The 21,860-nt window shown below is 49.5% G+C and carries 10 protein-coding genes; 1 reads left to right on the forward strand and 9 read right to left on the reverse strand.

What is annotated here, in order from left to right:
- Positions 1-49 precede the first annotated feature (49 nt).
- The 5 genes from KGF88_RS08115 to KGF88_RS08135 all read right to left on the reverse strand — a co-directional run bounded on the left by KGF88_RS08115 (position 50) and on the right by KGF88_RS08135 (position 8,157).
- Entirely contained in the window at positions 50-3,055 is a 3,006-nt protein-coding gene (locus KGF88_RS08115) for a TonB-dependent receptor plug domain-containing protein (protein WP_153825952.1), read from the reverse strand.
- A 299-nt stretch (positions 3,056-3,354) separates the two neighbouring features.
- Positions 3,355-3,996, reverse strand: a complete 642-nt coding sequence (locus tag KGF88_RS08120; RefSeq protein WP_153825953.1) for a 3'-5' exonuclease — start codon at positions 3,994-3,996, stop codon at positions 3,355-3,357.
- Positions 3,996-6,101, reverse strand: coding sequence for a DUF294 nucleotidyltransferase-like domain-containing protein (locus KGF88_RS08125; protein WP_228759443.1), 2,106 nt, complete (start codon positions 6,099-6,101; stop codon positions 3,996-3,998). Before KGF88_RS08125 ends, KGF88_RS08120 begins: the two co-directional genes overlap by 1 nt.
- Positions 6,102-6,163: 62 nt before the next feature.
- Entirely contained in the window at positions 6,164-7,879 is a 1,716-nt protein-coding gene (locus KGF88_RS08130) for a sodium:solute symporter family protein (protein ID WP_153825954.1), read from the reverse strand.
- A gap of 11 nt (positions 7,880-7,890) precedes the next feature.
- Positions 7,891-8,157, reverse strand: a complete 267-nt coding sequence (locus tag KGF88_RS08135) for a DUF4212 domain-containing protein (protein WP_110076073.1) — start codon at positions 8,155-8,157, stop codon at positions 7,891-7,893.
- Positions 8,158-8,617: 460 nt separating this feature from the next.
- Between KGF88_RS08135 and KGF88_RS08140 the strand changes: the two genes are divergently transcribed.
- On the forward strand, positions 8,618-12,070 hold the full coding sequence (locus tag KGF88_RS08140) for a hybrid sensor histidine kinase/response regulator (RefSeq protein ID WP_153825955.1): 3,453 nt from the start codon (positions 8,618-8,620) through the stop codon (positions 12,068-12,070).
- A gap of 34 nt (positions 12,071-12,104) precedes the next feature.
- Here KGF88_RS08140 and KGF88_RS08145 read toward each other — a convergent pair whose 3' ends face one another.
- The 4 genes from KGF88_RS08145 to KGF88_RS08160 form a co-directional block, all read right to left on the reverse strand.
- The gene (locus KGF88_RS08145) at positions 12,105-12,557 is read right to left on the reverse strand and encodes a hypothetical protein (protein WP_153825956.1); all 453 of its coding nucleotides are present in this window, start codon (positions 12,555-12,557) and stop codon (positions 12,105-12,107) included.
- A gap of 101 nt (positions 12,558-12,658) precedes the next feature.
- Entirely contained in the window at positions 12,659-16,606 is a 3,948-nt protein-coding gene (locus tag KGF88_RS08150; protein WP_153825957.1) for a S8 family serine peptidase, read from the reverse strand.
- 239 nt (positions 16,607-16,845) lie between these two features.
- Positions 16,846-20,775 (reverse strand): S8 family serine peptidase, encoded by a 3,930-nt coding sequence (locus tag KGF88_RS08155; RefSeq protein WP_162014453.1) that lies wholly within the window; start codon positions 20,773-20,775, stop codon positions 16,846-16,848.
- A 360-nt stretch (positions 20,776-21,135) separates the two neighbouring features.
- Entirely contained in the window at positions 21,136-21,780 is a 645-nt protein-coding gene (locus tag KGF88_RS08160) for a response regulator transcription factor (protein ID WP_153825959.1), read from the reverse strand.
- Positions 21,781-21,860: the final 80 nt, after the last annotated feature.

Here is a 21,860-nt window from a genome sequence, read left to right on the forward strand (position 1 = left end):
TGGGGCTTTTATCATTCATCTTGCTTGTTCGTTTCAACGAACCTACCAATTAGAACTGGTAAGAGATGTTGAAGAACGCGCGACGACCTAAGTAGTCCATTTGCGATGCGAACAATGGAGTGTTACCTACCACTGCAGCTGCTGCTGGGCTCACTGAAGGCGGTTGCTTGTCGAACAAGTTACCGATACCGAAAGTTACGTCAATGTTGTCATTGAACGTAGTGTTCGCAGAGATTGAGTGCAACACATAAGTTGGGATGTGTGCTACGAAGCGAACGTCTTCACCACGAAGAGTGGTAGAGTCGGTGCCGTAGTATGAATAGTCTTCAGTACGGTCATAGTAAGCCATGTTCCAGTTGAAGCTCCACTCATCACGAGTCAAGGTAGTGTTTAACGTACCGATAGACTTCGGATTACCGATCCAACCTAGTGAATCTTCTGGAGTATCAGTTACGAACTGCTGGAATGAACGCTCAACTTGGTGCGTATGGTCTAACTTCACGCGTAAGTCACCAAAATCAAATGAATCTTGATAAGTTACTACGAAGTCAAAACCACGAACAGTTTGTTGAGCAGTGTTCAAGTAACCACCACGAACTTCTTGAATTGACCAATCGCCATCAGCAGTACCGTCTTTACGGTCGATCTGATTACAGAATGGCTCGTTTGCGAAGTCAGTAGAGGTATAACACTGGTTCAATACAGCTGCACCAGAAACGCTTGAGATCTGGTTGCTGATTACTACGTCGTAGTAGTCAACAGACGCTGCGAAAGTACCTTCAGCGCTTTCGTAAACTAAACCAATACCTTCAGAAACTGAAGTTTCAGCTTGGAGTACGCCTGCACCACCACCGGTGATGGTAGTAAATGACGAGCTACCAGTACCTACGGTATCAGTATAAGTTTCTGGAATACCAGCGGCCGCACAGTTCTCACGAACTAGTGGGTTGGTTGCGTTTACGTAGTCCAAACATGGATCGTTGGTTTGACCCAAGAAACCAGTTTGACCTTCTAGGTACAATTCAAACAATGCTGGTGCACGGAATGAAGTACCACGTGAAGCACGCACTCGGAAGCCTTCACCGATAGACCAGTTAGCGCTTAGTTTATAAGTAGTATCATCACCGTACGCATCAACGTCAGTCCAACGACCAGAAGCCGTTAAATCTAAGCTCTCAACGAATGGTAAGTCACGTAATACTGGTACTTGGAACTCAGCATAAACAGCTTTGGTAGTTGCTTTACCAGCAGTGATACCAGCGCTTGATAAGCCCCATGAGTTACCGTTACGAGTGTTCTCACCAGGTACGTCGTTGATTTCGTCACGCTGCCAGTAGATACCCGCTGCAGTTGACAAAGCACCTGCTGGTAAATCGAACAAGTCACCAGTAATGTATGCATCAAAAGTGTCTTGCTTGTAGGTAGTTTTACCTTTGTCGTAACCGAATAAGAAGTCACGAGCTTCTTGGCTTGGGTTACCGTACAAGTTTTGTGGATCGAACCAGTCGTAGTCGTAACAAGCTTTACCAGAAATTGGCGTTACTTCACCGTTACAAGTTGCACCGGTGGCCAACAATCCTTGTGCCATCAACATAGAGTCACGCAAGATGATATCTTGTGCGTAAGTACCGCTGTTGTGTGAACGCTGATAAGAAACATCCCAGTTCCAGAAGCCGATAGAGCCTTCTAAACCTACTACTGCACGTGAGTAGTCGATGGTTGTTTTGTTACCGTAGTGATTAGTGTAATGCACTGGCATCACGTAACCATCACCGTCAAAGCCGTCAATAGAATTGATTGAGACGTAACCGACGTCTGCAGTCCAGAACTGACGAGCACTTTCAGACTCGGTGGTACGACGGCTGTGCAATAACTCACCGTAAGCTGAGATAGTATCAGTTAGGTCGTAGTCACCTTGTAAGAATACTGAAGAAACGGTAGTTTCAGGAACCATAGTTTGTTGTAAACGGAACGGGTGACCGCCACCGTCCAACAAGCCGTCAGATTCAGCATTGTAACCAGCCCAGTACCAACCGTCTGGCGCAGCGCGCAAGAACGGGTTAACGCCTTCAACACCGATGCTACGTGGATCAGCAGGGTTGTAGTATGGGTTAATAGTAGTTGGGTCAGCTACATCGTAGCCACCGTAGTTGAACTGGAAGCGACCAGCACTAGTATTTGCTGGCAAGCCAACACCTGCATAGGCATGCCATAAACCAAAGCCTGATTCGTTACAGTGGTATTCACCAGTACGTGGATCGATTGGGTCAGCACGCTCACCAGTTACGATGTTCGAGAACAAGTAACGAGTTGAACAGTCAAAATAATCACGATCGGCACGAATCAAACCAGTGTTCACGTTGTGGTCAGCAACCACACGCCATGAACCACGGTCAAAAGAGTCACCGTAAGTAGCGTTTAAACGATAAGTTTCGCCGCCACCTTCAAAAGGAGCTAAGCCAGAGAAGTTAACTTCGCCGCCTTCACCTTTTTTGGTGATGATGTTGATTACACCAGCAACCGCGTCAGAACCGTACAAAGATGATGCGCCATCTTTCAAGATTTCAACACGCTCGATGATGCTGATTGGTAATGCGTTCATATCAAACGCAGATACGGTACCACGAGTACCCGCAGGTCCTGCACGGCGACCGTTCAGTAGTACCAAGGTACGGCTAGCACCTAAACCACGCATTGAGATTGACTCAGCACCTGAACCACCGTTGGTTACATAACCAACAGAGTATGCAGAGATCAACTGGTCAGAACCAGAGGCAACTGTTGACGTACGCAACAATTCACCGAGGGTGTTCAAACCTTGATCGGTAGCAATTTCAGTAGTGATAATCTCAACCGGAGTTGGGCTATCCAAACCGTCGGTACGAATACGAGAACCGGTTACTTGAATTTTTTCGGCAGCTTTCGCTTTTTCGCCGTCTTCGCTTTCATTGCTTTGATCTTGCGCCATTGCTGGTGCGCCAGCTAATAGTGCAGAACCAAACCCTGCCATCATGATGGCGCGGATAGAACTTGACAAAAATGACTGCTTAGCCATGTAAGTCTCCCTGATTTTTTTATTGTTGATTTGGCTGATACGGAACTTTTGTAAAAGTTATTAGTCGTAAGCCTTAATAGTGGCTTCCAGTAAGAGATGCATCTACGCATGTCTTCTGAGTTCCGTTGCTAATACAACCACAGTTAAAAGCTTTTTACAATAGTTTTGCAACAAGGTTTTTACCTGTTTTTTTGCACAGACTTGTAAACTTTTCGATAATTTGTTTTTAAGATAAATCCGAAATTTACAGCAGCGCTCGTTGCTCGGTTACTCTGAAGAGCGTCCAAAGGCCTACAAAATTAACTGCGCGGTAACCTAACTACTTGAGCGCCCGCGTATTTATACAGTTGGGCCAACATCAATTCACCACAAGCAATGGCATCGCTGAGCGCATGATGGGCATCATATTGGGGTAGGCCATAACGGCTGCGACAAGCACTTAAGGTTAAGCTACCTCGCTGAATATGATGTTGAGAATTCTTTAATCTTTGGCCCTCAAAGGTCAAGGTATCAAATCGTAGCAATGGCTTGAACCGCACTTGATGCGCTTTACCCGCTTGTTTTAAAAAAGCCCAATCCAGTTGCACATGATGACAGACCAAAACCGCACCATCGAGCACCTGCTCTAGCTCCTTGAGCACCTCAGCCAAAGGCGTCACTTGTTGTAAGTCGCGGCTCACTAAACCATGTACCACCGGCGACTGATTCAGCTCAGTTTGTGCCGTTGCCACGGTGTAATAACGGGCACTTTGGTAATCTAGCAAAGGTGGCGTGAGCTCCACCCAGGCCACCGCAATAATGCTATCGTGGCGCGCATCTAAACCACTGGTTTCGAGATCTAGCGCCACATAGCGCTGCGCTGTCCACGGCTGAGCTAAAGCCTGCCGCCGCTGCCACCAAGCCGCGATACGGTTACGCCAACCTGAAGAATGAGCCGCCATCAACCAATCCGTCCAAACTTCAAGCCGACCCCTTGTTGGCATTCTTTAATAATTCGAAAGGCGGTTTTTAATTGGCGTCGCGTTAAGGTACTGAGCTCATCGGGGTCTAGCGCGTTCTTAGGCTGGTCACTGCCCCACGTCTGCAATTGGTGCTGTAGCCGTAGCTCAGTTAAAAATTGCCAAGCTTCTGCCAACGACTGGTTATCTTTATTATTGAGTAACTTACTGCCTCTCAATGCCTCTAAGCGAGCCAAGGTTTGCGGCACCATAATTCCTGCTTGCAAGGAATAAATGCGCACAATATCGTTAATCAAAGCAATGCCGTAACGCTTAATATTGATCAGATCCGAGTCTTTACCACTCTCGGTACCACGAAACCTATTAAACAAGCCTAACGGCACCTGCACACTCACCTGTAAACGTGCCAAATTACCTAAGAAAAAGTCCTTTTGGGCCAGCCGTGCAACTTGCTCACGATAGCGTTGATATAGCCGTTTATTGCCGTAAACTAGCCGCGAATCGAAGAAGATTTGGCAATACATCAACGCCTTCGGCGTCGGGCTTTCCGTCCAGCTTTTAAAACGCTCCAGCCAGCCATCCAAGGTGCGTCGACAATCCACATTCGAGGCCATAATATCGCCCGGACACAGCGGAATACCGCATTCATGCAAACCGCCACTCACGTATTCGCCCAACCCTTTAAACCAATCCAACTGATTGTCGTTAAGCCCGTTACCCAGCAATAAACCATTATCTTGATCGGAACTCAGCACCTGGTCTTCACGCCCTTGCGAGCCAAACGCTATCCAGCAATAGGGCCCCGGCGCAACCCCATGTTCTTGTTCATACAAACTGATTAATTTACGCGTCATACTATCGGTTAACGACGCCAGCAGCCGTCCCACCATGGTGGTGTCATGCACACGCGCAGCAAACGTCTGCATGTAGGCCGGAATATGCGCCGCCTCCGCCACTAGCTGCGCTTTACTCGCCGCTTTGTTCAGCGCACTGATCAGCATGATAGGTTCACTGCGCTGCTGCCGCATCAAATCGGTATTGGTGATCATCCCAATCGGCTGGTCAGCGTCATTAAGTACCGGCAAATGGTGGATATTTTCTTGCGTCATAATCGCCAACGCATCCATCAGGGTCTGGCGCCCATACACAGTCGCTGGGGCTTGGGTCATTACCGCATTCACCTGTAAATCGTAGGCCAATCCTTGCGCTACCACCCGATTGCGCAAATCACGGTCGGTCAAAATTCCGCACAACTTCACCGCCGCTGCTTCGCTATCTGCAGGGCTATTCGCCGCAGTCTCGTTTACCGCAGTGTCGTTTACCACAGTCCCCTTTACCACAGCCCCCTCTGCCGCCGCATTTTCTGCCACAGGTCCTTCTACTACCAATACCGAGGAGACTTTTTCGTCGCGCATGCGCTCGGCCGCTTCTTTGATGGTGGCATGAATAGACAACATCACCGGCGCTCGCACTATCACTTCGGCCACTGGCAATTGCAACGCATCATAACTGGCCACCGGCTCCTGCTTGGGCCCACTTGCAGACAGCCCCAGCGAACCCAGCTCAGTCGCACCAGCCGCGCCAGTATCCACCGCGCTCCCTTGACGGGTACCGCTACTATTAGCAGTACCCGCCAAACTGCCACGGCGCGTGACATCGCCTTCACGCCGCGCCGTTTCTGAGAGCAAGCGCTGCTCATGTGCCCGGATAAAATATTGCTCGAACGCCCGCACATGCTGGCGTAGCTGGTCAAACACTGCGGCGGTAATAATGTAAATAATGCCGTCTTCAATCACCTGCAGCTTGTTCACCACCGCCCGCCCACTTAGCAAGCTCGGAAAACCAAACAAATCATGGGACTCAAGTCGCTCAATCAAATGCCCATCTGGCGCCAGCAAATCAAAACCGCCTGAACGCACAATATAAAGCGCTGGGCTATGTTGTTTAAACAGCCCATCCACATTGTGTTCGTTCACATAAGCAGCTTTAATTTGCCCCGCCACCCATTGCCGCTGCTCCCCATTGAGTTCATCAAAGGGCGGACAATCCAGTAAAAATCGTTGTACTTCTAACAGTTCCGGTTGCATAAGAACCTCGCTTTCCAATCAGAAAAAAGCCCGGCAGTGCCGGGCTTTGCAGTAGCTCATCATTAATGACTAGAGGCAGCGCCCGAGCCTTTCGGATACCGAATCGACTCAACCAAGTCTTGGGTATCCTGCGGCGCATCACCGGTCAGCTTGTGTACCACGTACGACACAATAAAGTTCAGTATCATACCGATAGTACCAATGCCTTCTGGCGAAATGCCGAACAACCAGTTGTCCGCAGTATTGGCAGCCGGGTTTACAAACTTGAAGTAAATAATATACGCCAAGGTAAAGACCACACCCACTAACATACCAGCAATAGCACCTGTGCTGTTCATGCGCTTATAGAAAATACCTAATATAATGGCCGGGAAGAAACTCGCTGCGGCCAAGCCGAACGCGAAGGCGACCACCTGCGCCACAAAGCCGGGCGGATTAATCCCGAACCAAGTAGACAGAGCAATAGCTACAGCGGCAGCGACCCGCGCCCACAGCAACTCTTGCTTATCGGTAATATTCGGCGTTAGCGTACGTTTCAACAAATCGTGCGACACCGACGTAGAGATAACCAACAACAAACCGGCTGAGGTTGATAACGCCGCGGCAACACCACCGGCTGCAACCAACGCCACTACCCAAGCTGGTAAATTAGCAATCTCAGGGTTTGCCAATACCATGATATCGCGGTCAACGGTCATTTCGTTGCGCTCATCACCAGCATAGAACATTTTGCCGTCGTTGTTTTTATCTTCCCACTTAATCAAACCGGTTTGTTCCCAGTTTTTCACCCAATCTGGAGCCGCATCATATTCCACGCCAGCCATATCCGGACCGTTAACGGTGTTGATCAAGTTCACTTTGGCAAAACCAGCAATCGATGGTGCAGTTAAATAAACAACTGAGATAAAGACCAATGCCCAACCCGCTGAACGACGCGCATCACGTACTTTTGGCACGGTGAAGAAACGCACAATGACGTGTGGCAAGCCAGCAGTACCTACCATCAAGGCACAGGTAATAGCAAACACGTCGATCTTAGACTTCAAGCCAGAGGTGTAAGCCGCTAAACCCAGCTCTTCTGACAAACCATCCAAGCGCGCTAACAAGTATTGCCCCTCACCTGATACACCATCAGCAATAGTCGCACCAAAACCGGTTTGCGGCAAAATGTGCCCCGTCATTTGGAACGAGATAAAGATAGCTGGCACCAAGTATGCAAAGGCTAATACGCAGTATTGCGCTACCTGAGTATAGGTAATACCTTTCATGCCACCTAACACGGTGTAGAAGAATACAATCACTGCGCCGATGTAAACACCGGTAGCAATTTCAACCTCTAAGAAGCGCGAGAACACCACGCCTACACCACGCATTTGTCCGGCAATGTATGTAAAGCTGATTAAGATTGCACAAATAACCGCAATAGTACGCGCTGTTTGCGAGTAATAACGGTCACCAATGAAATCTGGCACAGTAAACTTACCAAACTTACGCAGATAAGGTGCCAAACACAGTGCTAATAACACATAGCCACCGGTCCAACCCATCAAGTACACACTGCCATCATAACCAGCAAACGCGATAATACCTGCCATTGAAATAAACGACGCCGCCGACATCCAATCCGCAGCAGTTGCCATACCATTCATCACTGGATGGACGCCACCGCTCGCAACATAGAAATCAGAGGTAGAACCGGCACGAGACCAAATCGCAATCGCGATATATAAAGCAAAGGTCGCACCAACGATAATAAACGTGAGAGTTTGAATATCCATGGATGGGCCCCTTAGTCTTCGTGAACTTCGTATTTGTTATCAAGGGCCGCCATTCGTTTAACATAAATAAAAATCAGAATGACGAAAGAAATAATCGACCCCTGCTGAGCAAACCAAAAGCCCAGTTTAAAGCCGAAAAAGGTAAATTGATTAAGCCAATCCACCAGGATAATGCCAAAGCCATAGGAAACGATAAACCAGACCGCCAGTAGCTTAAGCACCAGACTGATATTATCGCGCCAGTAGGCTTTTGCGAGTTCTTCGCTTTTGAAAGCCATACGTCCTCCAGGTTGTTCTAGTTGTGTTTGTTATTGTGATTTGTTCACTATGCAATCTAGACGCCTAATGGCAATGTAGGAAATACGACATTGGTCGTAAGGTTGATATTTCACCTGCCAAGTGGCTATCAATTATTAAGCATTGACTCAATCAGGTAAGATTTACTCTTGTCGCAGCCCCAAAAATCAATTAGCTTCGATCCGCAAATATTTTAGAACAAACGTGGTTCGGGAGAACAAACGTGGTTCGGGAGAACAAACGTGGTTCGGGAGAACAAACGTGGTTCGGGAGAACAAACGTGGTTCGTAATTCGTACGCTGCGCTGTTGGTCCGCGCTTCGCGCTGTTCGTAACAGTCAACCACGAACCCCGAACAGCGAACCCCGAACAGCGCAGCGGACGAATAGCGCAGCGCACGAATAGCGCGAAGCGCGCACGAACAACGAACTAGGTATCCAACATGACCCTACTGCTGATACTTGCCTCACTAGCTTATATTGCCTTACTTTTTGCGGTGGCCCATTGGGGCGACAAATCTAACTCGTTGGCCAACCGCATCAGTTATAAGCCCATCATTTACAGTATGAGCTTGGCCATCTATTGCACCAGCTGGACCTATTACGGCGCGGTGGGTAACGCCGCGACAGGCGGGTGGGCCTATATTCCGATTTTGCTGGGGCCGTTTTTACTCTTTATTTTTGCCTTGCCACTACTGCAAAAGCTGGTCAGTGTTTCCAAACAACAGAACATCACCTCGATTGCTGACTTTATTGCGAGCCGCTACGGCAAACGGCAACGATTGGCGCTGTTCGTGACACTTATCGCCGCGTTAGCAACCATTCCATACATTGCCTTGCAGCTCAAAGCGGTCGGCTTAACCTTTGTGGTGCTTACCGAAAACACCTCTGCTTTTACTGAATTTTCCATCAATGAGTTGATTGCGGCAGCGATTATGGCGGTGTTTGCCATGCTGTTTGGTACCCGTCACATTGAAGTCACTGAATATCGCAACGGCATGATTTTGGCCATTGCCTTTGAGTCTGCGGTAAAACTAGTAGCGTTGCTAGCGGCGGCCGTCTTTGCCTACATATTGTTTAACGACGCCTCGCCCGTTAGCATGTGGCAACAGCTGGCCAATCCCAGTAGCAAAGCCTGGAGTTGGGAAGCCCTAACAGAATTCGACTTTATCGTGCAGACTTTTATGGCGGCAGGGGTCATTCTCTGTTTGCCGCGCCAGTTTCATGTGGCGGTGGTTGATAACGTGGATGTAAACCATCTAAAAACCGCGCGCTGGGGTTTTCCGTTGTACTTGGTGCTGATTGCGCTTGCCATTGTGCCCATTGCCCTTGCCGGCCAATTATTCTTCGGTACCGGCGTGGACGGTGATACCTACGCCTTACGCTTACCGCTCCTACATGATCAAACCTGGCTCGCCGTATTTATCTTTATCGGTGGCTTTTCAGCCGCTACAGCGATGGTGATTATTGCCTCTGTAACCCTCAGCACCATGGTCACCAACGATGTTATCATGCCGATTATTCTGCAGCGCCAACAGCGCTTCCCTACCGGCTTTCAAAATCGCCTACTGTTTATTCGTCGCGTTGCTATCGCCATTATCCTGTTACTCAGCTACCTCTGCTATGCCTTCTGGGCCGCCAACACCGGCTTAGTGAGTATCGGCTTGCTGGCTTTCTCGGTAGTCTTACAGTTATTGCCAGCGGTGCTTGGTGGCCTCTACTGGCGTCGTGGTCACGCCCGCGGTGTGTATGTTGGCTTAGGCGCCGGCTTGCTAGCTTGGCTATTTGCCGTGGCGCTGCCCATGTACCTGCCTCACAACGGCAGCGATACCAGCATCATCACTCACGGCACCGTGATCAGTATGGCCATCAATACCCTTTGCTACGTGGTGTTCTCGATGCTGGCTCGGGCGCGCTTAGTCGATCGTATTCAAGCGACCGCCTTTGTGAAGCCGCGTAGTCATTTACAAGAACACACCATAGGTCGTCATCACCAAGCTACTAACGCCGATATGGTGTTATTGCTGACCACCTTTGTGGGCGAAGATCGCTGTCATCAATTGCTGACGTTCTTTGCTGAAAGCAAAGGCGGCGTTACCATGACTGCGGCCAACCGCGATGATGTGGCCTCGCGTGAGCTAATTGATTACGTTGAGCGGGCGCTAACTGGGGTACTCGGTGCCGCAACTGCGCGTTCACTGGTAGAAGCGGCCCTGCGCGACCGTCGCTTGCACTTAGAAGAGGTGGTGCACTTTTTTGACGACACCACCCAAGCCCTTCAAACCCAACAGTCTATTCTCTTCAGTAGCTTAGAGAATTTAGCTCAAGGCATTTCGGTAGTCGATGCCGAGCTGCGTTTAGTGGCTTGGAACAAGCGTTACCTTGATTTGTTTGAATACCCCGAAGGCATGGTCAAGCCCGGCCAGCCGATCGCCACGCTGATTCGTTACAACGCCGAGCGCGGCGAATGTGGCCCGGGTGAAATTGACGAGCTGGTCACCAAACGCCTGAACTACATGCAAATGGGCTCGCCGCATCGATTTATTCGACGCCGCGGTGATGGCCGAGTGATTGAGATGGTTGGCAACCCGCTACCTACCGGTGGCTTTGTAACTTCGTTTACCGACATCACTGAACACGTCGAAACAGCTCAAGCACTCGAAGAAGCCAATATCGATTTAGAGCAGCGCATTAACGTGCGCCAGCGTAAAATTCGGGAAATTAACAACGAACTCACCGAAGAAATCGAACGCCGCCGCAAAGTTGAAGTCGAGCTAAAACAGGCTAAACAGGACGCCGAAGAAGCTAACGCCTCAAAGACTCGCTTTTTGGCGCTCGCCAGCCATGATATTTTGCAGCCGCTAAACGCCGCACGCTTATATCTAAGTGCCATGGATGAGCACAGTATGACGACCAATAATCGGCAGCTAGCAGGTAAGCTAGATACGGCGCTTGCCTCTACGGAGCACTTGCTCAGTACCTTATTACAAATAGCTAAAATGGACCAAGGCGCGTTGCAACCGCAGTTCAGACATTGCGCCCTGCAAGATATTTTGGCGCCGCTGCTTAACGAGTATGCGGTATTAGCCGAACAACGCGGCATTAAATTACGCAGCCGCCTACAAGATGCGGTGGTTTACACAGACCCCACTTACTTGCGTCGCATCGTCCAAAACTTTTTATCCAACGCGGTTAAATACAACCGCGATAACGGCCGCGTGCTGTTAGGCGTGCGTAAGCGCGGTGAGCACCTAGTTATTGCCGTATGGGATACCGGGCTGGGCATCACCGCACAGCAGCGCCATCGCATCTTTGATGCGTTTTATCGTGGCTCCAACACCCGCGTTGAAGGCGTAGGTTTGGGCTTAAGTGTTGCCAAGCGCATGAGTGAGCAATTACGCTGCGAACTCACCTTGGTCACTCACGAAGGCAAAGGCAGTTGTTTTTCGGTAACCGTACCTATGGGCAGTGCTGCCCAAGTGTACGAACGCCCTATGGTCGCCAGCGCCGATACGCCCAACTCCAACTTGCTACTGATATGCGTAGACGACGACCAAGAAAACCTCTCGGCCATGCGTGCGCTGCTAGAAAAATGGGGGTGTACCGTAGAAACCTTTAATAGTAGCGCCACAGTACTTGAGTATGCGGCCACTCATCCACGCCCTGATGGCTTGTTACTGGACTATCAGCTGGGAGACGATGACTATGATGGCTTACGTTTGGCGAAGGCCTTACGGCAGCACTGGGGCGACAATGTAGCCGCAGCATTAGTCACAGCCATGGGGGATGACAGCGTGCGCAAACAAGCCCGTGAGAGTGGCTTGCATTTCTTAGCGAAGCCCGTTAAACCTGCGGCACTGAAAGCTCTGCTCAAACACATCGAACGCCATCGCTAACAACATAAGGGCGGCCCAGGCCGCCCTTAGCTGTTTAGCGGTCTACCGATTGAACCACTTTACAAATACCACCCTCAAGCATCACGCCTGGCTTAGGCAGCATCTCACAAGTACTCATCTCGCCCGTTTGCGCTATCTGTTGTACCCGTAACTCCGTGTACTCATTGGCGAGTGCTTGCAGCTTAGCAGCATCAGAACTCACCGTTGAATACACCATATAAAACTCTGGGCCACCGCAGGCTCGCTTGCCCACCGCCAATAACTGGCACTGATCAAAACTATCGGCGCGCGCTATCCCAACTTCTTCACGAATGGCTCTATCTAGCGTGGTTAAACGCTCACTCAAGCTCTGCTCTTGCACACTAGCTGGCTCACCAGCCGCATCCGGCATCGCACTATCCAGTTGCACCGTGTCATCGGCACAACCCACCAGCGTCAGGCTAGCAGCTACTAGCATTGCAATTACACTTAAACGTGACATTCCCATGATGTTATTCTCCTGAGTATAAGCAACATTAGCTTAACCTCTACTCTAAAAAAAACGGCGATAGAAAGCTATCGCCGTTTCAATCTTTACACTCGAGTCACTTAGCTAGTGCGACGACGAGCCCATACCAAAGGTAATGCTAACAGGGTTAGCCACCAGCCAAAGGCACTGCTGCTCTTCGGTGGTACAATTTTAACCGAGGTAGGACGTACTACCGAGCCGGCACCATCACTCACAGTTACTTGCAATTGCAAGGTTTGCTCAGTTTCTACGTACGGCGCAGTAAAGGTGACTGAACTACCGGTTGCGCTACCTAAGGTTACCGCAGGGCCGTTAATCACTTCCCATTGATAAGTCAGGCTATCGCCATCCGCATCAGATGCAGAGACCGACAAGGTAACCTCATCACCTTCCGCTTTCGGTTCAGTTACCCCAGTCACAGTAGCTGTTGGGTTGGTGTTAGTCACCGCAACGGTTACAGTTCCTGCATCAGATACCGCACCAGACTCGTCCACTGCACGATAAGTAAAGCTATCGTCGCCAACAAAGCCTGCCGCTGGGGTGTAGGTTGCGGTCATGCCGTCTAGCTCAACCGTACCATTAGCTGGCTGGTCAACAATTTCAACTGTTAACGCGCCATCTGGGCTGATAGTGACTGGAACCATGTCTGTTACTTCGCCTTCGTCGGTGCTCGCAGCAAGCATAGCTACGACGTCACGGCTTGGCGTACCTACCGCTTCGGTTAAGTCAACAGTAATCGCACGGCTGTGCAGACCACTGGCTTCGCCAGCGCCAACCGCACCAAAGTTAGACACACTGAAGTCAAAGCTTGCGCTTACTTCTGCGGCTTCACCCGGTATTAGATTAGATTGTACTAACCAACCGTCTTGCGGCATGCTGCCAGCTAAATCACCGCCAAATGCCGTACCACCAAGATAGATAAAGCCACCACCGGTGCCGTCCATGGTTTCAACACCACCAGCTAATGCAAATGCTGGAGCCTGACCATTCACGTCGACATAGTTAAACAAGACCTCGCCTGAATCGTCTAACGCTACCCATGCACTGAAGGTATACGAAGAACCAACTTCGTCATATTCAGACACGTTCACCCATTCCATCACTAAATAAGGTGCGCCGGCATTAACCACAGCGATACGCAATTCACCGCCTACGTTAACATTGTTATTAATCACCATATCAGCCCAGAATGGCGCTAAGACGCCGTTAGGTTCGGCTGGATCAGGAATAAATGACAGCTGATAAGTACTATCAACGCGCGACTCACCAATTTCAATGATACCGTTCGACCACATCACGATGTTGTTGTACTCAACGCCATCGAATACGTAGCTAAGGTCACCTAATGGAATATTGACGCGTGATTCATCACAGCCAGGTGCTTCATTACAGAAGGTTTGATAGTTGGTTACACCTAATTGATCCAGCGTCGCGCCAGCGATACCGCCACCTAACAAGGCCAGATCTAACTCAGCAGGAGCATTGGTTTGTACCCCAGTCCAGGTATAGGTATTGGTTTCAGTGTTTAAGCCTTTCTCGCTAGCTACTGAACCCACTTCCGTTTCTACCAAAGTAGCTTCATCAATGGTCACGCCTTCTACTGGCAACTGTGCCGACAAGGTCACATTTGCCCCTTCAAAGGTACCTAAACGACCAGTCATACTGAAGTTCAGTGGCGTATTAGTGGTTCCGGTATCGGCGTCACCGATAGCGCCACCGATTGAACCTACCGGCGCCATTCCTTCAGCAAACACCGCGATTGGCACGTTTACTGGAGCATAGTCACCGGCATTGTGCGTTAACGTTAAAGTACCGAACTGCCAGCCACCAGCACTTGCTGAAATATCGATTTCTACGCCTAATTCAGCAGCACCGCCACCAGCAATGGTCACAGTTTCAGGGAAAGTTGCAGTTACTGCGCTGTCGTTGAAGCTAGCGCTTACATTCCATACAGTTTCTTCGCCCACCAAACTGGTGATTTGGCGAGAGAACGAACACACATCTTCACAGAAATTATTGGCGATACTGGCTGTATCTAGCGCTACTGCTACACGAGTGGCATTCAACACATCAATACGACCACCACCAATATCAAACGGATCCGCTGCAGTTTGCGTGTCTTCTTTGGTCACCGCACGAACACCTGACGTCATCAGTACCGATTTTACCTGGGCCGGCGTTAGCTCTGGATTATTAGCTAACAACAAGGCCGCAGCACCAGCCACATGTGGGCTCGCCATTGAGGTACCGCTCAACAGGTTAAACTCGCCGCCTGGCAATGATGATAGGATGCTTGAACCTGGCGCCGCCAAATCTGGCTTCAACACATTCGAGTCACCGTTCGGGCCTCGGCTACTAAAGCCTGATACCGCATCTACGTTAGCACCTACCACCCAAGCTTGGAACGGATTTAATCTTACCGTTAAGCCCGGCTCGTAGAGGCCTTCTAACTGCTCACCAATAGTTTGTGGGATAGATACTGCCGGTAAGGTAGCATCAGCCATGTTCATTGAAATGGTGCCGGCAGCATTGTTATATACAATCATACCTACCGCACCAGCGGCTTGTACGCTTGCCGCTTTTTCTGAAAAGCTACACTCGCCGCGCGGCACCATGGCAATCGCACCTTCAAGCGAACCTGCTTCATAGGGGGCACAAGCCAATAAGTTAGTTTCGCTGATTTGCGACACCGGCAGCCATTCACCACTTACAGCTTCATCTAAGGTGTAACCATTATCGTAGCTACCTGGTAACGCAGTAATCGGGAAAAAGCCATCCAATTCAATATTGTTACCAAACTGGCGACCATGCTGAGTGCTAGCTACGCTGATGGTATCTTCAACACAACCTGGGCAACCAATAGTGTTCGGGCCAGGGCCATCGTTACCAGCAGCAGTAACAGTCACTACGCCCATTTCTTGCAGGCTAGTCATGATAGTGCGATACGAACTGTTGGCAGGGTTACCACCAGCACCACCGCCCCACGAGTTATTGATAACGTCAGCACCATCAGCTGCGGCATCTTCAAGAGCCGCGGCAAGGCTTAATGACGAACCAGAACCCACACCATCTAACGTGGTAAACAGGGCTTTATAAGCCATGATGTTAGCGCCCGGCGCCATACCTGTTACGTTTACCGCTAAGCCATTAAGGTTAATACTTAACGGGTTACCAGCAGCAGTACCAGCAACGTGGCTACCGTGGCCATCGGTATCTTGCGGTGAATCTAAGATTTCATCTTCGCTGATATCTTCTGGGTCAAATGGGTCATAGACCCGCGCCAACACAACTTTGTCGTTACAGAAAGTAGGATCCGTCACCGCACAATAATCGTCAGTAGGTAGACCTTCCGGACGGCTATGGCCGTTATCAGCAAAAATTGGGTGTGAACTATCAATACCGCTATCAATAATGGCAATATTAATACCTTCACCAGCGCGATCTTGTCCACCTAACATGCCCCACACATCATCAGCGTTAATCAACGCTGGTGATACGTCCGTTTTTAGACGCATTTCAGTGTCACGATGCACGGCTTTAACGCCAGGCATACCGCGCAACTGGGCAGCTAAATCACCACCAGCATAGTCGACGATCATGCCGTTCAAAGTTACGGTTAAATTTTTCTTCGCTTTCAGCCCTGGCGCGCGAGCACTCATTTGGCTTAGCATTTGGTTTTGACGCTGCACCAAATAGCTTTGGTAATCTTGTACTGGCTTTGCTTTTAGGCTGAGTGTGTCAGCGCCGGTTGCCGCTGCTGAAGTTGCTGCAAAGCCAGCAACGCCGCCTTTATAGGTCGCTACTGGAGCATCTTCAAACTCAATCAAATAACGCGTGCTAGCACGTTTGTTCTGGCTGGAAATAATGCTTGTTTGGCGTGCACGTTTTTCAACTTTCAGCGCTTCTTCGTGCGGCTGAAGGTCGACTGCTAACGATTGCACGTCCTGTGCGGTCGCCACGCCCAAGCCCGTTGCTGTTGCTACTGCTAATGCAATTGCAGACCAGCGGGTATGGAGAGTTCTGCTCATGTTATCTACCTTGTTTTTGTAATAAGAAAGCGGACTTTATTGAAAAAGTCACAAGGTAGAAATTAACACAATTAATTCACAATTGAACAAATATAAATTTGTAATTGTAAGTATTTGTAACCGTACTGACACATGTCATAGCCACACTCTTGTACGAGCTGCTGCTAACTTATTCAGTTTGCATAAAAAAACGGCACCCGCTAAGGAGTGCCGCTTACACAACAAACAAAGTTTACATGTTACTTACGGCGACGTAACCATACCAATGGCAACGCCAGTAAGCTTAACCACCAAGCAAACGAGCTGCTTGATTTAGGTTCGGCTTTCAGTTCCATAGTTACGGTTTCTTCGCTGCTGGCCATGCCATCAGATACAGTGACTGTGAAGCTCACGTTAGTATCTTCTTCAAGGCCCGGCACCACAAAGCTAGCAATCGCTTGGCTGGCGTTAGTTAAGCTAACACTTGGGCCACTGGTCTGGCTCCAGCTGTAGCTTAAAGTATCGCCATCGGCATCCGATGAGCCTGAAGCATCCAACTGTACTGTCGCTTCAAATTCAGCTGTCGCAGGTGCAGTGGCTGCCGCTACTGGGGCTGTATTCGTTAAAGTAACAGTCACAGTATTGCTCGCCGACGTTGCTCCTGCTTCGTCTTCCATATGGAAGCTAAAGCTATCAGCACCTACAAAGCCACCTTCTGGCGTGTAGGTTGCCACCATGCCATCGAAGCTAACGCTACCATGCTCAGCGGCTACCGTAACTACTGGCGTTAAGGTACCGGTAGGCTTGATGTTGATAGGCAACACAGCCTCAGCGCTGCGATCACCACTAGTGACGCTGAGCAAGGTTACAAAATCGCGCTCCATCTCACCTAAGGCTTCGCTTAGATCAACCGTAACAGCAGTGTTATGACCAGTTTCTGTAGCCATTGCCACTACGTCACCAAAGTCACTTACACTCACCTCAACATCTACTTGTAACTGCGCTGGAGTACCCGCTAACAAGCTCATTTCAAGAGCAGAACCGTTAGCTGGCAAATCTGCGGTAGCGATGTGGTTGGAACCACCAGCGGTACCGTCGATATTTTCCAGACCAATCACCGCCCCACCATCTGGCGCTTCGCCTTGGTTCACATCAATAAAGTTTACGTACACTTTATCGGTGTTCAATTCAAACCAAGCGTTAAAGGTATAAGATGGGCCAGTTGAATCGTTCCAGTTACGCACGTTGTACCACTCTAAAATCAAGTAGCGGGTACCATCGGTGGTGTTAATTAAGCTATAACGTAACTCACCGTCCTCAGCAAACACCTCGTAGTCAGCCCAGAATGGCGCAACGATACCGTTCGGTGAACTTGGATTCGGCAGATCTTGATTCATGAAAGTGTATATCGCGCGGTTTTCACCCATTTCCACGACACCGTTTTCCCACATCACCATGCCTGAGTAGTTCACCCCATCTAAGGTCCAATAGGTTTCGTCTTCAAGCACACTGAGGTCAAATTCGATCATCGCCTCATCACAACCTTCAACGCAGAGCTTCTCGTGGCCAATGTCGGCAGCTTGTAAGTCATCTAAGCTCAGACCAGCAAATGGGAAGCTTTCTCCTGCTGCTGCAATGGTGGTAACAGCTGGATCATCGGTTTGGTCGCCAGTCCAGGTAAAGGTACGAGTTTCTGTATTGAAATCCCATTCACTCGCCGTGGTACCTACTTCAGTTACCGCCAAAGTTTCAGCATCAATCACAAAGCTTTCATCTTGCGGGAACTGCGCCACCATGGTGACTGGTTCAGCACTATCACCCATGCGTGCTAGCATGGTTGCTGTCATCGCCTCGCCTGCAGCAATTTCACCTGCAGTAATACCAGAGGTTAATACGCTCGAATCCGTAGATAACTCAGTATAAACCGCTACCGGTAAGCGCGCATCAGCAAAGGTGCCACTCGCGTCGGTTAAGGTGATGGTGCCAAACTGCCAACCTGGCTCAGCCAAGCTGCCATTAAAGGTCACATCAAAGTCGAGGGTTTCGCCGGCAGCCAACGTTACTGTTGCTGGTAGCTCAACACTCATGCCTGCGTCAGCAAATTCCGCGCTAACGTTCCACACGGTTTCAGCATCAGCTAAGCTGGTGATAGTGCGGTCAAACTGACACTCATTCACACACATAGGATGCGCAAAACTAGCCACATCAAAGGTCACGCCAGTTTCCATCGCGGTTGCTAAATCTAACCGACCAGCACCCACATCAAACGGGTCTGCCAGCGTCACTGTGTCTTCTTTGCGCACGCCAGCGGCACTTGAAGTCATCAGAATCGATTTAACTTGTTGCGGTGCTAACTCAGGGTAGTTAGCCATTACTAGCGCCGCAGCACCTGCTACATGAGGACCAGCCATTGAGGTACCGCTCATCATGGCAAAGCCTTGACCCGGTGCCGCAGATAAAATATCAGAACCTGGTGCAGCAATTTCTGGTTTCAGCATGGTTGGGTCGCCATTCGGACCGCGCGAACTGAAGTCAGACAAAGCATCCACATTGGCATCAATCACTTGCACTGTATTTGGATTGATGGTGGCTTCCATACCCACGTCATAGGCCGCTAAAATCGCTTGCCCCGCAGCTTGGGTAATAGAAATACTAGGCAAGGTTGACGCGCCCATGCCCATTAAAATGGTACCTTCGGCGTTGTTATAAACAATCATACCTACTGCACCAGCAGCCTGAACCGTATTGGCTTTTTGCTCAAACGAACAAGTACCGCGGCTCACCATCGCAATCTTGCCGGCAAAAGCACCTTCTGCAAAAGGTTCACAAGCTTCAAGGGCTGCTTCGTCTACTTCAATTGCAGGTAACAGCTCAGCCGTAATCGGCTCAACTACACTAAACGCACCGTTACCTAATTGCGCTGAAATAGGGTCAAAGCCAGTCACGTTCACTTGGTTAGCAAAAATCCGCCCCGTTTGGGTACTAGCTACCGTGATGGTCTCTTCAATACAACCCGGACAACCGACAGTAGTTGGGCCAGGGCCCGAGTTACCAGCAGAAGTTACGGTCACCACGCCCATTTCATCGAGCGACTGCATGATCGGGGTGTAATAACTGCTCGCAGGATGTCCGCCAGCGCCACCGCCCCATGAGTTGTTGATAACATCAGCACCATCAGCTGCAGCGGCTTCTAGCGCTTCGGCCAAACTGATGGTCAAACCGGAACCACGACCATCCGAGGTATTCCAAAGGGCTTTATAAACCAACAAGTTTGCGCCCGGAGCCACACCAGAAAAGTTTAAACCCACGCCATCGATAGTGGCGCTTACTGGGTTACCTGCCGCAGTACCAGCAACGTGTGAACCGTGGCCGTTCATATCCTGCGGCGAATCCATAAATTCTTCAGGGTGAACACTGCTTGGTGCACCAAAGAAGCGCGCTACGGCAATCTTGTCATTACAGATCTCAACGTTGGTGGCACAGTAGTCATCACCTGGGCTAACCGCGATCGGATCATGACCATTATCAGCAAACATCGGATGCGCAAAATCAATCCCGGTATCGATAATAGCAACGTTCACGCCTTTACCTGCGGCCTCTTGACCACCCAATAAGGCCCAAGCACTCTCGCTGTTGATTAATGAATTAGAAGAGTCCATATGCACTTCTACTTCATAATCTTTATGCACTGCTTTCACGCCAGGAATGTCACGCAACTGCCGGCTTAAATCGCCCGCACCTTGGTGCTCCACCACAATCCCGTTAAAAGTTAGCGTTAACTGCGATTGCGCTTGTAAGCCTGGCACTCGCTGCATGGCTGCAGACAACACCTGTTGCTGCTGCGTACGCAAGTAATTTGCATAAGCACGTGCAGCACCGCTGTTAGCGTTCAATTGCTCGGCACCTGTCACTTTCGCTGAAGTAGCAGCATAACCTGCGATACCACCTTTGTAGGTCGCAACAGGGGCTTGCTCTAATTCAATCAGGTACCGGCTAGATTGTTTGGCGGCCTGTTTAGCCGCGGCTTTTTTCAGTAACGCTTTGTTAGCAATCGGCTTGGCACTTTGCTCGGTTACTTTAGGTTGGCTTGGTGAAGAATAGAGGTCTTGTGCAGCAAGCGTTGATACTCCCGTAGCGGCAGCAACAGCCAGTGCAATACTCGACCAGCGAATACGTCTTGTCGTTGTCATGTAACTTCCCATTTATTGTTGTTAGAGAAGTATCAAACTGTAACAGCTTATTGATTATTTTATAACACAGACATTTGTTATATGAGCAGAGTATAATTCGCTATCGTTCAAAATAAATAATCAGACAAATCATAGAGGTATGACCACCTCTGCATTTACTACAAATAAAGGAAGCTTACATTTTTAGCAGTATCTGAGCAGAAAACAGCCAGCCTGAATGCACCAACAAGGTGCATTTTATTGAAAATCGAGGTTTAAAAAATGTTATTGAACGCGTCAATGCCATCGTGACATAATGTCGCAGGCTAGCTTACAACGAGCAGCAACAAGGAAGTCATCAGCCGAGCAGCCCGTGAATACTTAATGATTAGGTTCTAACTGCAACCGCTCTGCTAGCAACACCGCTTGCGTACGGCTATACACACCTAGCTTACGAAAAATGGCGGTAATATGCGCTTTCACAGTCGCTTCGGTAATATTCAGCTGATACGCAATTTGCTTGTTGAGTAAGCCTTCGTGTAGCAAAAACAGCACGCGATATTGCTGGGGAGTTAAGTCAGCCACTTTCTTAGCTAACTCTTGATCTTCATCGGTAATAGAATCAAGACGACCGCGCACCTCGTTCGGCACCCAAGTATCGCCTTGTAAAATAGCATCAATGGCTTCCGCAATCTGCGCCGAGGGTAACGATTTAGGAATAAATCCAAGCGCCCCAAAACCAATGCATTTGGCAATCACCGCAGCGTCTTCAGAGCCTGAAATAATCGCCACCGGTAACAACGGAAAGTCTTCTCGAATACGAATCAATCCATACAAGTCTCCGCTACCTGGCATGTGTAAATCCAGTAACAGCAGATCTAAGTCATCATCTTGTTGCAGCGCCGCTAAGGTCGCGTCTAAATCGCCAGCCTCACGCAACTTTAACTCTGGATAATGATTGGCTAATGCCCCTTGTAATGCCTCCCGAAACAACGGGTGATCGTCCGCAATCAAAAATTTGGCCATACTAGCTTCCCGCGGCAATGCTAAGCCACCTAGCTACGGGAGCTAGGTGGCACATTGCATCGTTATTCGTTCATCCGGTA

Source organism: Idiomarina loihiensis (assembly GCF_024584785.1).
GTDB lineage: Bacteria > Pseudomonadota > Gammaproteobacteria > Enterobacterales > Alteromonadaceae > Pseudidiomarina > Pseudidiomarina fusca.

What these genes read in the sequence shown, in the direction of transcription:
- KGF88_RS08145 (WP_153825956.1), bottom strand. Translation starts at nt 12,557, where the DNA reads ATGGGAATGTCACGTTTAAGTGTAATTGCAATGCTAGTAGCTGCTAGC.
- KGF88_RS08155 (WP_162014453.1), bottom strand. Translation starts at nt 20,775, where the DNA reads ATGACAACGACAAGACGTATTCGCTGGTCGAGTATTGCACTGGCTGTT.
- KGF88_RS08150 (WP_153825957.1), bottom strand. Translation starts at nt 16,606, where the DNA reads ATGAGCAGAACTCTCCATACCCGCTGGTCTGCAATTGCATTAGCAGTA.
- KGF88_RS08160 (WP_153825959.1), bottom strand. Translation starts at nt 21,780, where the DNA reads ATGGCCAAATTTTTGATTGCGGACGATCACCCGTTGTTTCGGGAGGCA.
- KGF88_RS08125 (WP_228759443.1), bottom strand. Translation starts at nt 6,101, where the DNA reads ATGCAACCGGAACTGTTAGAAGTACAACGATTTTTACTGGATTGTCCG.
- KGF88_RS08130 (WP_153825954.1), bottom strand. Translation starts at nt 7,879, where the DNA reads ATGGATATTCAAACTCTCACGTTTATTATCGTTGGTGCGACCTTTGCT.
- KGF88_RS08140 (WP_153825955.1), top strand. Translation starts at nt 8,618, where the DNA reads ATGACCCTACTGCTGATACTTGCCTCACTAGCTTATATTGCCTTACTT.
- KGF88_RS08120 (WP_153825953.1), bottom strand. Translation starts at nt 3,996, where the DNA reads ATGGCGGCTCATTCTTCAGGTTGGCGTAACCGTATCGCGGCTTGGTGG.
- KGF88_RS08135 (WP_110076073.1), bottom strand. Translation starts at nt 8,157, where the DNA reads ATGGCTTTCAAAAGCGAAGAACTCGCAAAAGCCTACTGGCGCGATAAT.
- KGF88_RS08115 (WP_153825952.1), bottom strand. Translation starts at nt 3,055, where the DNA reads ATGGCTAAGCAGTCATTTTTGTCAAGTTCTATCCGCGCCATCATGATG.